This is a genomic window from Candidatus Palauibacter australiensis (assembly GCA_026705295.1).
Taxonomy (GTDB): Bacteria; Gemmatimonadota; Gemmatimonadetes; order Palauibacterales; family Palauibacteraceae; genus Palauibacter; species Palauibacter australiensis.
The window spans coordinates 1-14,895 of the sequence record JAPPBA010000136.1; the positions used below are offsets into that span (position 1 = coordinate 1).

At 68.0% G+C, this 14,895-nt stretch carries 12 protein-coding genes; 6 read left to right on the plus strand and 6 right to left on the minus strand.

Features of this window, described 5'->3' with window-relative positions:
- A partial coding sequence (locus tag OXN85_11025) for a 6-bladed beta-propeller (protein MCY3600484.1) occupies positions 1-1,101 on the plus strand: 1,101 nt, incomplete at its 5' end.
- Positions 1,102-1,217: 116 nt separating this feature from the next.
- Here OXN85_11025 and OXN85_11030 read toward each other — a convergent pair.
- Positions 1,218-3,035 (minus strand): hypothetical protein, encoded by a 1,818-nt coding sequence (locus OXN85_11030; GenBank protein MCY3600485.1) that lies wholly within the window; start codon positions 3,033-3,035, stop codon positions 1,218-1,220.
- A gap of 127 nt (positions 3,036-3,162) precedes the next feature.
- Here OXN85_11030 and OXN85_11035 point away from each other — a divergent pair, with 127 nt between their 5' ends.
- The 5 genes from OXN85_11035 (at position 3,163) to OXN85_11055 (ending at position 9,395) form a co-directional block, all read left to right on the plus strand.
- Positions 3,163-3,597 (plus strand): SRPBCC domain-containing protein, encoded by a 435-nt coding sequence (locus OXN85_11035; protein MCY3600486.1) that lies wholly within the window; start codon positions 3,163-3,165, stop codon positions 3,595-3,597.
- A 148-nt stretch (positions 3,598-3,745) separates the two neighbouring features.
- Positions 3,746-7,018: a SusC/RagA family TonB-linked outer membrane protein gene (locus tag OXN85_11040; GenBank protein ID MCY3600487.1), complete on the plus strand. Its 3,273-nt coding sequence runs from the start codon at positions 3,746-3,748 to the stop codon at positions 7,016-7,018.
- A 22-nt stretch (positions 7,019-7,040) separates the two neighbouring features.
- Positions 7,041-8,372, plus strand: coding sequence for a hypothetical protein (locus tag OXN85_11045; GenBank protein ID MCY3600488.1), 1,332 nt, complete (start codon positions 7,041-7,043; stop codon positions 8,370-8,372).
- Positions 8,369-8,848 (plus strand): hypothetical protein, encoded by a 480-nt coding sequence (locus tag OXN85_11050; GenBank protein ID MCY3600489.1) that lies wholly within the window; start codon positions 8,369-8,371, stop codon positions 8,846-8,848. The genes OXN85_11045 and OXN85_11050 overlap by 4 nt, the downstream gene beginning before the upstream one ends.
- Before the next feature lie 4 nt (positions 8,849-8,852).
- Positions 8,853-9,395, plus strand: a complete 543-nt coding sequence (locus tag OXN85_11055) for a hypothetical protein (protein MCY3600490.1) — start codon at positions 8,853-8,855, stop codon at positions 9,393-9,395.
- 43 nt (positions 9,396-9,438) lie between these two features.
- Here OXN85_11055 and OXN85_11060 read toward each other — a convergent pair whose 3' ends face one another.
- The 5 genes from OXN85_11060 to OXN85_11080 form a co-directional block, all read right to left on the minus strand.
- Positions 9,439-10,605 carry a glycine cleavage system protein T gene (locus OXN85_11060; GenBank protein ID MCY3600491.1) on the minus strand — a complete coding sequence of 389 codons (1,167 nt, stop codon included), beginning with the start codon at positions 10,603-10,605 and terminating at the stop codon, positions 9,439-9,441.
- Positions 10,606-10,801: 196 nt separating this feature from the next.
- A complete protein-coding gene (locus tag OXN85_11065; protein MCY3600492.1) occupies positions 10,802-11,227 on the minus strand; it encodes a hypothetical protein in 426 nt (141 codons plus the stop codon).
- A 111-nt stretch (positions 11,228-11,338) separates the two neighbouring features.
- Positions 11,339-12,643, minus strand: a complete 1,305-nt coding sequence (locus OXN85_11070) for an aminotransferase class V-fold PLP-dependent enzyme (GenBank protein MCY3600493.1) — start codon at positions 12,641-12,643, stop codon at positions 11,339-11,341.
- A gap of 345 nt (positions 12,644-12,988) precedes the next feature.
- Positions 12,989-13,309 carry a hypothetical protein gene (locus tag OXN85_11075; GenBank protein ID MCY3600494.1) on the minus strand — a complete coding sequence of 107 codons (321 nt, stop codon included), beginning with the start codon at positions 13,307-13,309 and terminating at the stop codon, positions 12,989-12,991.
- Entirely contained in the window at positions 13,306-14,757 is a 1,452-nt protein-coding gene (locus OXN85_11080; GenBank protein MCY3600495.1) for a thioredoxin family protein, read from the minus strand. The genes OXN85_11075 and OXN85_11080 overlap by 4 nt, the downstream gene beginning before the upstream one ends.
- Positions 14,758-14,895 lie beyond the last annotated feature (138 nt).

A 14,895-nucleotide genomic window follows, 5' to 3' on the forward strand; every position in this document is an offset into this window, starting at 1 on the left:
CTCGACCTTCCGGAACTGAACCGGCGGCTGCTCCACTCCACCCTGGCGGACCTCGAGCTCTACCGGGTGACGGGAGCGGTGTTCCTTACGGATTCGTTGCTCGCAGTCGCGAACGCGGGGTCATCTCAGGTCCTCCTCCTCGATCAACAAGGGAGCCTCCTGGAACGAAGAGGCCGCCAGGGAGAGGGGCCTGGAGAGTATGTCGACATCGCCTGGATCGGGGTCGACGCGGAGGGAACTCTCACCGTGTTCGACGATCGCCTGCGACGAATCACCTTCCTGGACGCGGCGGGAAGCGCGACCGGGGTCCGGCGTGTCGAGGTGACCGAGGCTCTTGTCCCGCTGGTTGGCCTCGCGAGCGGTGAATTCCTCGCCGTGGTCGAGACGCGTCCCTTCCGCCCCCTGGGGTTACAGCGAGGCCCACTTTTTCTCGTGCTGATCGACGATGCGGGCGCGGTCGTGGACACCCTGGGTCGGTGGGCTGGCAAGCAGCGCCATGTGACACCCGATCGGATGATCGAGGTCGGGTTCGCCGCCACGGCGCTGTATGCGGGGCGCGGCCGCCACGCGGCGATCGCCACGACGGATTCGCTCGACGTTACCCTGTACGAATCATCGACACCGCTGACCCGGATCCGCGGTGGCCATTCGCCCCGCCGGGTCACCTCCGGGGAAAAGGAAGCCTGGACCGAACTCGTTCTCGACCTCTACCCGGAGGCGGTGCGTCCGGCTCAGCGCCGAACGCTGGAGCAGTCGACCGTGCGGGACACCTATCCTGCCTTCGGTGCGCTGAAGGTGGCTGCCGATGGCGCGATATGGATCGGCGGCTACGCCGACCTCGACGACGCGGAGCGGAACTGGACCGTCCTCCGGCGCGACGGCGTCCCGCTCGGCCGCCTCAGCCTTCCCGTCTATCGCCCGGAGTTGCTGAAAGTCAGAGAGACCGGCGTCAGCGGCTGGGCTCCGGTTGAGCTTGAGACCACGATTCCCAGCGCCAGCCACGAGTTGCTCGATGTGGCCGCGGACCGCATCGCCGTCCTCCGCACGAGCGAACTCGGAGAAGAGTTCGTCGAAGTATACGCCATTGATCTGCCCCGGTAGCGGCTGACGTCCGGAAGCATGACGAAATCCGCGCCGCCCATCCGAACACCGAGGATGGCTTCGGAACGGCAAAGTTGTCGACGGCCCAAAGAGCTGGAACACAAGACGGGCGTCGTTCAGGACCCTCCGTCCGAGTTGGCGCCTGCGCTTCCGGTGGTGAGTGCGACGACCTCGATGGCGGCCTCGCGCATCGTGACCGCTAGCGTGCGTCCGTCGGGGCTTACGCTCGGCTGGAGTGCGCCGAGGGCGCCGGTCGTCACCTGTCCGGTCGCGCCGGTAGAGATGTCCACCCTCCATACCTGGAAGGGCCCGACCCCGTCGTTGCGCGAGTAGAAGAGCGACATGCCGTCGGCGCTCCACTCGGGCGCGCTGTACGGTTCGCCATTAACAAAGGAGACCACGGCCGTGGGGGCTCCTCCTGCGGCCGGCACCGTGTAGACGGTGACGCGTCCGTCCTCGAGCGAGCGTCCGTAGAAGGCCAGCCGCTCGCCGTCCGGCGAGAAACGGGCTCCCATGGCATAACCCTGGAACGCGTCGAGCGGGACTCGGACGGGGTCGGCGACCGCGCGCCCCGTGGCGGGATCGACGGCGACCGTGTACACGGACCCCGGATTCCCCTCGAGCGGCGGGCCGTGGCTGCTGAAGGCGAGCGCCCGCCCGTCCGGGCTCCAATCCGGCTCGCCGGTGTCCGCGCCCGGCCCGAAGTGCGTGAGTCGTGTGGGTCGCTCGCTCCCGCCGACCGGGACGAGCCAGATGTCGTCGCTCTGCTCCATGTGCGAGTGGAAGGCGAGCCACCGGTCGTCGGGCGACCACGCGGCTCCGTAGTCTTCGCCCTCCTCCGAGAGGAGCGTTCGGGCGGTGCCGGCCGGGGCGCCCTGCGCATCGAGGTCAAGGACGCCGAGGTCGAAGTCGATGGGCATGCGGACGCGCCGCCAGGAGAAGGTGATGAATCCCAGCGCCCGCCCGCCGGGGTGCCAGGAGGGCAGAAAGGCGCTCGTGGAACCTGTCGTGGTCACGTCCGTGGGTTCCCCTCCGGTCACAGGCACGAGGCCCACCGCGGTGCGCGTATGGTACACGCTGAGGGCGACGCGCCCGTCGGCGAGCGGCGTGACCGCGAGCACGTCACGGCCGCTGTGCTCCAGCCGTTCGGTCGGGCCTCCGTCCACCGGCACGCGCCAGGCGACAAAGAGCGAGTCGTCGACCCCGGCTGCCGCGAGATGGAGCGACCGGTCCGTGGAGGACCACTCCACGCGGCGGTCCCATCCGAGCCGGAGGTCGGAGGCGAGCGTGCGCGTCTCGCCCGTCGCGATCTCCGTCACGGCGAGATCCGCGCGTCTACCCGCGGCGCGAAGGTATGCGACGGAGCGCCCATCGGGCGATCGCACGGGCGCGACCCAGCCGCCGGCCCGGTCGACGACGACCGAGATTGCGCGCTCGACTCCCGGCGCATACGCGACCCACGCGGTATCGGCGCCCGCGTAGCGAAGCGCCGTCACGGTCCCGTCGGCCAGCAATCTCGGATAGTCGATGCGGGCGTCGCCGGGGTCCACGATGCGCGACTCCCGGCCGGTGATCGGGTCCAGCGTCCAGACTCCGTGACGGTCGGACTGGCGGTCGACGTACACGACGCGCGAACCGTCGGGCGACCAGGTCACCCGCGTCCGTCCCCCCGGCGTCCTCGTCAGCGCGCGGCCGACCCCCGTCGCCACGTCGTAGACCGTCAGCGATCGCTTGTCCGCGGCATAGTCGGCGAATACGATTCGATCGCCGGCGGGCGACGGAATGCCCGGGTAGGCATCGTAGAGGTCCGTATGGACGTGTCGTGCGAGCACGACGCCCGAAGCGTCTCCGACGTCGCTTCCGCACGCCGCCGCCGTGAGGAGCGGCACTGCCGCGAGGCTGCGGCATCCGGCCGACAGACGCCGTCCCATCATTCCTGTCAGTGTCTTCTCAGTGTCTTCATCGCGCGAGGACGGTATTCGTCGTGCGTTACGACCGTCAATGGAGCCGAGGTGGGGTGTTTCATGTACCTTGCGCTGCACACCCGGAGCCCCACGTGCCATGACCAGCAATCCAACGCCACCTGATGCGATCAACCGGACGATCGAGCTGGACGCCTCGCCCGCCCGTGTGTGGGTGGCGCTTGCCGACCCCGCCGGCCTGGGCTCGTGGTTCCCGGACCGGGTGGAGGGACTCGCGCCGCGAGAGGGGTCGCAGGGCTGGCTGGTGTGGGACAACCACGGGCGGTACGCCATCGCGATCGAGTGGATAGAGGCCGGGCGCCGACTCGTGTGGCGCTGGGCCCGGCAGCCTGAGACCCCGCTCGAGGGCGGCTACACGACGGTCGTCGAATGGACGCTCACCGAACGCGAAGGCGGCGGGACGATCCTGCGCCTGGTCGAGAGCGGTTTCCGAACCGAGAGCGACCGCCAGGACAACGTCGCCGGCTGGGAACACGAACTCGGCGAACTCGGCGACCACCTCGCGACCGCCTGACGGCGCAACCGGCTGACCCGGCTTCTCCTCTTATAGGGGGGGCCTTTACGGCGGGTGCATCTGGACCTATAAATCGTGGAACGAGTTTGGCGGAATCGGGAGCGGATCATTCGGTCGCTTCCATCCCCTCCAGCGCAAGGAGCGCCGAATGAAACGATTTGCCTCTCGCACCATCGGTGCATGGGGAGTGGGCTTGGTTGCGCTCGCCTGCCTCGCGCCGGGCCTGAGTGGCCAGGCCGCGGGCAGCATCGCGGGCCGAGTGACCGAAGAAGGCTCCCTCCGACCCCTTTCATCCGCGCAGGTGTTCATCGAAGGCACCGGCATCGGGACCTTCAGCAACGCCAGCGGAGACTTCGTGTTACTCAACGTACCCGCCGGCGAGCAGACGGTGGTCGTTCGCCTGGTCGGCTACCGTCAGGCCTCCGAGGCCGTGACCGTCACCGCCGGCTCGACCGCGACGCTCGACTTCGCCCTGAACGTCACCGCGGTCCAGATGGACGAGATCGTCGTGACGGGCACCGGTGTCGCGACCGAGAAACGCAGGCTCGGCCACACGATCGCGACCCTGGACGCCGCGGAGCTCGAGAACGCGCCCATCTCCGACTTCAGCCAGCTCATCGCGGGCCGCGAACCCGGCGTGGTGGCGCTGCCCTCGTCGGGCTACACGGGCGAAGGCGCACGCATCCGCATTCGCGGGTCCGCGTCGTTGTCGCAGCTTAACGAGCCCATCGTCTACGTGGACGGAATCCGCGTGGACCGCTCCGCCGTGCAGAACTTCAACGGGCAGGGGAACCCCTCCCGTCTCGACGACATCCCGCCCGAGTCCATCGAGCGCGTCGAGATCCTCAAGGGCGCCGCGGCCGCGACGCTGTACGGGACGGAGGCCTCGAACGGCGTGATCCAGATCTTCACGAAGCGCGGCACCATCGGGAGCCCGCGCTTCACGTTCCGGGGCGACCTGACCGGGATCTCCGTGCCGACCAACCGCATCCTGCCGGTGGCCGACTTCGCCGGCCGGGTCTGCGGGAGTCCCGGCTGCACGGGAGACGGCGACGCCGAGCGGCTGTCGGACGCCGTCAACCTGATGTCGACGCGCTGGGGACAGCCCGTGTCGCCCTGGGAGCCGGTCGAGCGCGACCTGATCCCCGATCTGCTCACCACGGGATTCGGCCAGACGTACTCCGGATCGCTCCAGGGCGGATCGAGCGTGTTCCAGTACTTTGCCTCCGCGCGCCTCGCCACCGAGGACGGGCCGTACGACGCGGCGAGGAACTTCGAGGTGGCGGAGGGGCTGGACCCGGAGAACGACACCAACCGCCGCGCATCGATCCACACCAACTTCACGCTGATCCCGACCAGCGATCTGCGCATCGGCGTTACGACGCTCTATTCGGACATGGCGCACCACACGCCCGACAACTCGAACAACATCTACGGCGTGTTCTCATCGGCGCTCATGTCGCAGCTGCGGCTCGCCAACGCCGACCCGGAACTCGGGCAGATCAACTACTACGGCCAGCCGGCGTTCGCGACGCTGCGCGAGAACGCCTACCAGCTGAACTTCGTGAACTCGCAGCACTTCGCGGGGTCCACGAACATCGACTTCTCGCCCACCGAAGCGTTCAACATCAACGGAACCTTCGGGATCGACTTCACCTCCGACGACGCGGTGAGTTTCCGCCCCTATCGGTGGAACGTGGACGGCTTCTCGGGCTCGACCCCGGACGGGAGCCGAAACGTCCAGGAGAACCGTAGCCGCGAGCTTACGGCCGACGTCAAGGGATCGTACGTCTTCAGCACCAGCCGGATCGAGCACACGCTGCTGTTCGGCGGCCAGGGGTTCCTGCGCCAGGCGCAGTCGGCGGGTGGGCAGGGACGCGACTTCCCCGGTCCCGGCCTGGAGACGCTTTCGGCGCTGGGTTCCGAGAACTCGTTCGAAAACTGGCTCCGGGTGACGCAGCTCGGCGGGTACGTGCAGGATCAGCTCGCTTGGGACAACTGGCTCTTCCTGACCGTGGGCGCTCGCTGGGATGCCAACTCGGCGTTCGGTGAGGCGTTCAACACGGCCTTCTACCCGAAGGCCAACTTCGCGATCGTCCCGAGCGAACAGTGGGACAGCGAGGTCTTCTCGTCGATGCGGATCAAGGGGGCCTACGGCACGTCCGGGCTGCAGCCGGGCGCCTTCGACAAGTTCACGACCTTCTCGTCGCTGGGCACCGAGGTGGGTCCCGGCGTCCAGCCGTCGAATCTCGGCAACGAGCAGTTGAAGCCCGAGGTGTCCACGGAGCTGGAGTTCGGGATCGACCTGGGTCTGTTCAACGACCGGTGGTCGGTCGAGGCGACCTATTGGGATCGGGTGGTCACCGACGCCATGGTCGCGCGCCAGTTCCCGGTCACGGGCGGGTTCACGCAGACCCAGCTCGACAACATCGGCGAGGTGTCGGCGCACGGCGTCGAGTTCGGTATCCGCGGCAACCTGATCCAGGCGCGGGATATCTCGCTCAACGTCTTCGCGAACACGGCCTTCCTGTCCGAGAAGATCACGGACATGGGCGGAGCGCCTCCGCTGAAGACCGGCGGCAGCTACCCGCGCTACCGCAACTACCTGGTCGAAGGATTCACGCCGGGCGCCTTCTTCGGCGCGAAGGTCGCCGATGTCGCGATCCCGCTGAACATCCTCGATCCGGTCGACGGCCAGTGCGTCGTGCCGACGCGCGATCAGGCGCTCGCGTACTTCAGTCAGCCGCGCAATCCCAACAGCTTCAAGCCGCTGGCGATCGGCAACGAGGACTTCGGAGTGCCCAACGGAGAGTTGGCGTCGCATAACTGCGGGGCGGGATTGCTCGATACGCACCTCGGCAACCCCACTCCGGACTTCGCGGGCTCCTTCGGCTTCGACCTCGCGTTCCTGGGCAACTTCCAGTTGACGACGCTCATGGAGTACAAGATCGGTCACCAGGTGCAGGATCTCTCGGGCATGTTCCGGCGCGCCAACAACTTCATCGGGCGCAACACGCCGCGCTCCGCCGAACTGTACGCCACGATGCTGAACCCCGGTTCGTCGGCGGATGAGCGGCTCGATGCGGCGGTCGCGTGGGCGCATGAGGTCGAGGGCCTCTCGCCGATGAGCGGCATGAACGGGATCTACGACGCCGACTGGATCCAGTGGCGCGAGCTGTCGCTCAGCTACCGGGTGCCGGCCACGTTCGTCCAGCGCTGGGGCTTCTCGGCCGCTACGGTGAACATGGGCGTGCGCAACCTGCTGCTCTTCATGATGGGCGACTACCCCGGCATGGACCCGGAGGGCAACGTCCTCGGGCGCTGCAACGAAGGCCTCAACTGCAACTTCCTGAATTCGACGGAAGGCTGGGGCATTCCGGTGCCGCGGCGCTTCACGATGTCCGTGCGCGTCACTTTCTAGATCCAAGCGGGAGAACCATACCATGAGGAATCGAAACATGAAGGCCTGGTTGGCCACGCCTCTCCTGGCCGCTTTCACGCTTGGGTGCGGCGATCTGCTGGACGTCAACAACCCCAACGACCTGGTCGAGGAGGACATCCGCAAGGAAGCGGCGGCGGCCGCCGTGGTGAACGGAACGCTCACGCTCGTTTCGTCGTCCGTCTCACAATCCTGGCAGCCGTACCTGGTGGCGTCCGACGAGATGCGCTGGATCGGCTCCAGGGATGCCTGGCTCTCGCTCGATCTCGGATTCGTGGATGATCCGCTGAACGAGTTCATCGATGGCCCGTTCCCGGCCATGGGACAGGCCCGGTGGATGAGCGACGAAGCCATCGAGATCCTGCAGGAGCATCACGGCAACAACCCATCCACCTCGATCAAGACGGATCTGGCGCGCGCGTACATGTACTCCGGCATCATCTACATGGTGATCGGAGAGATCCAGGAGGACTACGCGTTCTCCGACAAGACGGAGAGCGGACCTCCGGTCGGGCCGGCAAACATGGGTCAGGTCCTGGACGGCGCGATCGACAAGTTCTCTTCGGCCATCGCCGGCTTCAACGAGGTAGGGGCCACCGACATGGCGACGCAGGCCAGGGCGCTCCGCGCCCGCGCCAGACAGTCCCGCGCGATATGGGATGCGATCAACCCGTCGCCATCCGGCAACGGGCTGGTGTCTTCGGCCGACGCCGGCATGGACGCAAGCGCGGTTCTGGCGACCGTCCAGCCGGACTGGACGCACAACCTGACGTTCTCCGCCGCCAGCGTAACCAACTCGATGGCGTCCTGGGTCAACGACCGCAAGGAGAACCAGATCGACCTCTCGATCGCCACGGTCGACGACCAGAACGACATCAACGGCATCGCGCTCCAGGACCCCATCGATAACGTCGACGATCCGGCCGTCATCAAGTGGCTGAATCAGTGGAAGGGCGGCAGCTATCTCGACAAGGGCGGGGTCTATCCGCCCTTGACGCTCGCCTCGGCCCGGATGATGCACCTGATTCTGGCCGAAAACGCGTTGGCGGGCGGGGATTCCAACGGCTTCGCCATGCACATCAATCACATCCGCGCGCTGGACGACCTGACGCCGTACTCGGGTCAGATCTCCGAGATGGAGATGCTCCAGCATACGCGCCGGGTGAACGTGCTGCTGCAGGGCCTGCGCCTGGCGGACATGTACAGGTGGGGACTCACCGATCCCAAGTGGCAGGGCGCCGCCGCCGCGTCCAATGCGCCGGGCACGATGCTCCCGATTTCGATCATCGAGCTGCGGGCGAACTGCCACCTGAACGGACTGGGTTGCGGAGGTTGAGGTCAGGGGGGAGGCGGCGGTTCGCACCCGCCGCCTCTGCCGCCCCCTACGTTCGACTGCCGCTCCTGCTGGCCGCGATCGCCCTTGGCGGGTGTTCGGAGATTTTCGATGACCCGACGCCCGAGAACATCTATTTCGAGATGCGGGGCGAGGCGGGCGACCGGGTCCGGGCGATCTACTCCACCCAGTTCGTGGCCGGCCTCAACGAGTTTGGGGTGACGCGGGTGCAGGTGGCCCGGGCCGACACGGTGATTCACGAAATCCCCTTCCAGAGAACGATGAATATCTCCATCGATCGGCGCTGGCTCGTCCAGGCGGAGTCCCTGGATGGGGATACTCTCTCCGTCCGCGTCATCGTGAACGTCGACGACCGTGGTCTCGTGGACGAATCCGGCGGGATATTCCCCGACGAACCGTGGCACTTCGTCTACTCGTTCAACCAACTCCTGACGCGAGACCTCGATGTTGCGTTCTGATCTCTTGCCGAGCGCTAGAGCGCGGCGACATTGGCTCGTCGCTTTGCTCGGGGTCGTGCTCACCGCGCCGGGTTGCTACTCCTACCGACTTGTCGACGACGCGCCCGTCGGCGCGGTGGCCAGGCTGCGCGTGCCGATCCAGTCCGCGATCGTCGATCCCAACTCGCCTACCGGGACGGTCGCGGTCGAGGGTAAGGTCATCAGCGTGGGAGACACGATCGAGTTTGAAGCGAGCACGCGGCACACTCTCGGCCTGTTCCAGGACGTCGTGCAGTACGACACGCTTCGCGTGGCCCGGGACGGTGTGACGAGCATCGAGGTGCGCGAATTCTCGACGACGAAGAGCGTCCTGCTCGGGGCCGGGATCGCGGCCGGAACGGCGGCCCTGGCTGCCGCCGCGGCGGGGGTCGGGGGAGGCGACGCCGGCGACGCGCCGGGCACGGACCCGCCACAGACGTCCACGACGGTGGGCGTTTCCGTACCGGTGAGCGCGATCGGACGATGGTTCGGGCGCGCGATACCCTCCCTCCTGGGGATGAGGCGCTGACGGACCCGGTGGGTCGCGGCGCGCGCTACGTCGCGTCGCTACACTAGGACTTCGGGATCTCCTTGCGGGGATCCACGAAGGGCCGGGGCACCACCGTGGCGTTCCGCTCTCCGTTAGGCGTCGTCACGCTCAACCGTGAGCCCATCTCTCCGTAGGCGGTCGGTACGAAGGCGTAACCGATGTTCTTCCCGAGACGCGGCGAATACACGGCGGACGTGACGAATCCGATCGCGCCGCCCTCCCCGTTCACGCCTCCGCCTGCGCGCACGGGCCAGCGGTGCATGTTCAAGTCGAGCGGCGCGCCGGAGATTTCGATGCCGGCGAGGAGCCGCCGGGGCCCCTCTTCGGCGATCCGGGCCAGCGCCTCGCGGCCGATGAAGTCGCCCTCCTGATCGAAGTCGACCTGCCATCCGAGCCCGACCTCCCAGGGGTTCGTGTCCAGCGTCATGTCGATGCCGTAGTTGAGGATGCCGGCTTCGATGCGGCGGATGTCCGACGGACCGGTGGGAGAGATGCCCAGGTCGCGGCCCGCCTCCAGCACGCGGTCCCAGAGTTCGACCCCCCGGCTTCCGTCCCTCAGGTAGATCTCGTAGCCGACCTCGCCGCTCCACCCCGTGCGAGTCACGACCACCGGGATCCCGTCCACATCCGTCTCCAGGAACCAGTAGTAGCGGAGCTTCAGGACGTCTTCCCCGAAGAGCCTGCGCACGACCTCCTTCGACTTCGGGCCCTGCACCTGCATGGGCGAGACGTCCGGCTCGCAGATCTCGACGTCGAGGCCGGCGTTGAGCGCGACCCCCTTCGCGTACAGCAGCACGTCGCTGTCCGCCAGCGCGAGCCAGAAGTGGTTCTCGCCCAGGCGCAGCAGCACGGGGTCGTTCACGATGCCCCCGTCCTCGGCGCCGATGAGGACGTACTTGCCCTGCCCGACGGCGCACTTCGAGAGGTCGCGGGGCGTGAGCAGGTTCGTGAACTCGAAGGCGTCCGGCCCGGTGATCTCCACCTGCCGCTCGACGCTCACGTCCCACACCGTGACGCCGGTCAGGAGCTTCTCGTACTCCGCGTGCAGGTCGTCATAGCGCGTCGGGAGGAACATGTGGTTGTAGACCGTATAACTCCGGCATCCATCGCGGAGGGTGGCCTCGAAGTACGGCGAGCGGCGGAGCCGGGCCCCGCGCTGAATCAAGGCCATGTCAAAGGTCTCGGTCATGAGATCTCCCTCTCTGGTTTACAGGTTGGGTCGGTGTCACAGGACGGAATCGTTTCCGGCGAACGCCGCACGCGTTGCACGCGTCGAGTTGCTGCCCCGGTTTACCGCGAATCGGGGCGTTCCCGCGGGAACGTTGGGGACGGTTCGCCGCCGTCCGCCCTCGATCTCTTCGGCCACCGCGGCGCATTGCTCGAGATCACGCCGTATCCGTGCCGGTGTCGGGTGGTGCGATGCCGAGCACGGAACCCTCCAATCGGGCCACCGCCATGCGCGTCCTGGTCAGCTCCGCAACGACCGCGTCGATGCGGCCACCAAGTTCCTCGCGAACGCTCGCGATCTCCTCGCGCACGCTCGCGCGCAGGCTCCCGATCTCCTCGTTCACGCTCGCGCGCAGGCTCCCGATCTCCTCGCGCACGCTCCCGATCTCCTCGTTCACGCTCGCGCGCAAGGTCCCGATCTCCCCGCGCACGCCCTGGATCTCGCTCCGAAGCTCGTCCCGCAGCTCGCCGCTCGTGCGGTCGATCTTCTCTTCGAGCTTGCGCGTACGGCCGGCCACCGCCAATCCCACGACGACGATGGTCAACCATAGGGTTACGAGTCCGATGATCACGTACAGCTCCATCCCTTGACGACTCCCCGTTGAAGGTCTCGCGTGGCCTGCGGCGCCCTGGCCGCGGCCTCCATCCACGCGAACCTCCGCCTCCCGATCAAGGTGGTATCAAGAGGCGATCCGTCAGGCGGGGATGCCGTGCTTCACCGCGCGGGTCATCGCGTCGACGAAGCGGTCGAGTTCCTCGAGCGTCGTATAGGTGGACGGCGAGATGCGGAGCCCCGTGAACTCCGCGTGGTTGATGCCGACCGTGAAGATCCGGTGCTCGTTCCACAGCCAGTTGCGGAGCGCGCTCGTGTCGATGCCCTCGACCTGGACGTTGGCGATCCCGCACGCGAAGCCCGGCTTGAGGCTCGTGTTGAGCCGCACGCGGTCGTGCTCTAGGAGTTGCTCGGCCCAGTAGTTCCGCAGGTGGACGAGACGCGCCTCCTTGCGCTCGCCGCCGACGAGCTGGTGGAAGGTGAGCGCTTCGCCGATGGCGAGGAAGTTGGCCTCCGGGTGGGTGCCGATCGCCTCGAACTTCCGGATGTCGTCGTCGCGGCTTTCCGCCGCGGCCTGCAGCGGCCAGATCTCGGGGATCTTCTCCCGCCTCACGTAGAGGAGTCCGGTGCCGACCGGGGCGTGCAGCCACTTGTGCAGGCTGACGGCGTAGTTGTCGCAGTTCAACTCGGAGAGGGTAAAGTCGTGATGTGCAAGTGAATGTGCGCCGTCGACGAGGACGGGGATGCCGTAGCCGCGCGCCATCTCCACGACCTCGCGCACGGGGAGGATCTGTCCGGTGATGTTGATCATGTGGCACATCAGGATGAGCCGCGTGCGGTCGGTGATCTGCTCCTCGAACAGCCGCACGATTTCGGCTGGATCCTCGGCCGGGACCGGGATCTTGAACTGCTTCATGACGATCCCCTCGCGGCGCTCGCGCTGCTGGAAGGTCGTGATCATGCGCCCGTAGTCCTGGGTCGTCGTCACGACTTCGTCGCCGCGCTCCAGGTCATACCCGTTCTGGAGGATCTGGAGGCCCTCGGACGCGTTGCGCGTGATCGCGACTTCCTCGGGGTCCACGTCCCACTGCCGGGCGAGCCGGGCGCGGACGCCCTCCCGCTGCGGCTCGAGGATCTGCCACCCGTTGTAGACCGGGATCTGGTTCGCGAAGTCGAGGTCCCGCTTCATCGCCTCGAGCACGTGGGCGGGCGTCGGGCTCACGCCTCCGTTGTTGAGGTTGACGAGGGAACGGTCGGTGGTGAACGCCTTCTGGATCTCGATCCAGAACTCCTCGTCCCGCGCGATCTCCTCCGGGGAGCCGGGCGTGCGGGACAGGTCGCGGGCCGCCGCGACTGCGGTGCTCCACTTCGTGGGAACGACGGTCATGGCTCCGGCTGCAGCGGCGGAGCCCCCGAGGCGGGCGAGGAATCGTCGGCGGGTAGGCATGCGGCCTCCTGGCTGGTTCTTACCGGTCCGGCTGCTGCCAATTGGGCCGTTTTCGGCGTCGCGAGCAAGTCCGGCGCCCGCCGTGCCCCCGGCCTCGAGGCGTCAGTCCGGCGCCGTGATCATGGCGAGGATCGGGTCGATCGCCTCGTCCGCCAGCGATTCGAGTTCCGCCGCGGTGCGGTTCTGGATCGGGTGCGGGACCCAGACGATGCCGGGCTCGAAGCCGAGCGAGCGCGACTGGCTGCGCGCGGCCTCCTCGAACTCCGTCGTGACGACGAAGCAGCCGGGGATCCCGCGTTCGTCGAGGTCTCTGAGGTCGTGCAGACCGCACGACGTGCAGGACCCTCAGTCGGCTAAGGCCTGCACCACCACATCGGCCTCCGTGGCGATCCTCTGCAGCAACCCGGTCGGCGCCCGCCGCGCGTTCGTCGGCTTGTCCGTGCGGATCGTCGCGATGCCTCGCGCTTCGAGGCGCGCCTTCACGTGGTCGAGGAACTCGTCGCTGCGCTGCTTGCCGATCCCCTGGAGCGCGACCACGCGTCCTTCGAGAGATGGGGGAGGCGTGCGTCGAGGGCGCATCTCGGAGGCGAGTTCGGAAGTGGGGTCGTGCAGGACGGTCGTTCGCGCCGCCGGGGTTGCCGGGCTCGCCGGAGTCGAAGCGGTCATGTCTCGATCTCTCTGGTGATGGGGTGTGAGTGCTGCCAGGCGCGGCCGCCGGGCCAGCCGGCCAGGATGGCGGAGTACAGTCCGGCCGCGCCGCCGGCCCGGGCGAGGAGCAGTCCCCCGGGCGGGAACTTGGGCACCCGGCGGCGCGCCTCCGAGTCCGGCACGCCCTCCGCGAGGCCTCCCGCGCCGCGCGCCACCTCGCTCAGCGGCCGCGTCGTCGCCTCGAGCAGCGCCTCGGTGATCCGCGCCCGGCCCCAGCCCGCTTCCCGGTAGATGCCGTAATGCTCGGGGGAGAGGAGGAGCACCGCGTGCGCCCACTCGCAGATCTTCGGGTGGCAAACGGCCAGCAGGCACGCGGCCAGGGACGCGGTCAGCTCCTCCGGCGTGCGCGAGCGCTGGTCCATGATCCCCTGCACGCCCTCGCCCTGGAAGAGGGTGACGGCGCTGGCCCCGCGCGGGAGGCCGCGCGAAACCGCGAGCGGCTCCCACTCCTCGTCCGATTCGTCCTCCGCGAAACAGAACGTGTACTTGCTCGGCGCGCCGAAGGTCGCGCGGTCGATCTCGCCGGGGCGGCCGCCGCCCACGTTGCGCACGATCAGGTTGAGGGCGCGCCCGATGGTCGCGTTGGCGCGGTTTCCCTGGCCGAGGACGTTGAGTCCCGCGTTCATCCCGATGCGGCGGGCGACGGGGCCGTTGACGATGATGAGAGGAGACGTGAAGCACGTGCTGCACAGGATCCCGTGCAGCGTGAAGCCGGGGTCGAGCGCCGCCTCGAGCGCCGCGAGCAGGACCGGCATGTACTCCGGCTTGCAGCCGGCGAGCACGGCGTTGATCGCGACCTTTTCCACCGTGCACTCCGCGTAGTCCGGCGGCACGGCCCCCACGACCTCGTCCGCAGCCCGGGGCGTGCCCGCGAGCATGCGCAGGATCCGCTCCGGGGTCGGCGGAACGACGGGCAGCCCGTCCGTCCACCCGCGCTCGAAGCATGCCTCCAGGGCGTCCGCATGCGGTTCCAGCGCCACCTGCCGCGCTTCGATGCCGGTCTCCCCGAAGCGCGCCCGCAGCCGCTCCGCCGCGCCGGGTTCGACGGACCGCGAACCGCAGCCCGGCCGGAGCTCGGGCAGTTCCGCGCCCAGATCCGGCGTCGACGTCAGCTCGCGCCACTCGGCCCGGTTCCAGCCCACCACGCGGCCCGCCTCCTTCCCGTCCTCGAAGCGCACGAGCGTGGGGACCGTCTCGATCCCGAGGCGGAAGGAGTGTTCGAGTTCCGTGTCGTCGACCACACCGGAAAGCGCCGCGGGAAAGTCCGGATCGTCCTGGCTGAAGACGGCGAGCCCTCCGGGACGGCTCGCGAGCCGTTCGAGCACGGGTTCGACCAGCCGGCACGTGGGACAGTCGCGCTTCACGACGGCCGCGAGCCCCTCCTGCGGGAGCGGAACGTGTTCCATGCCGCAACTTCTCGGCCGGACCCGGTGCGGGCAACGAGCACCACAAAGTGTCGTCACGACGACCGAAGTAGTTATGCGGCGTAGTAGTTATGCGACCAGCCGGATTCCGGCCGTGGCGCAGCTTGTTCCACGCCGCGT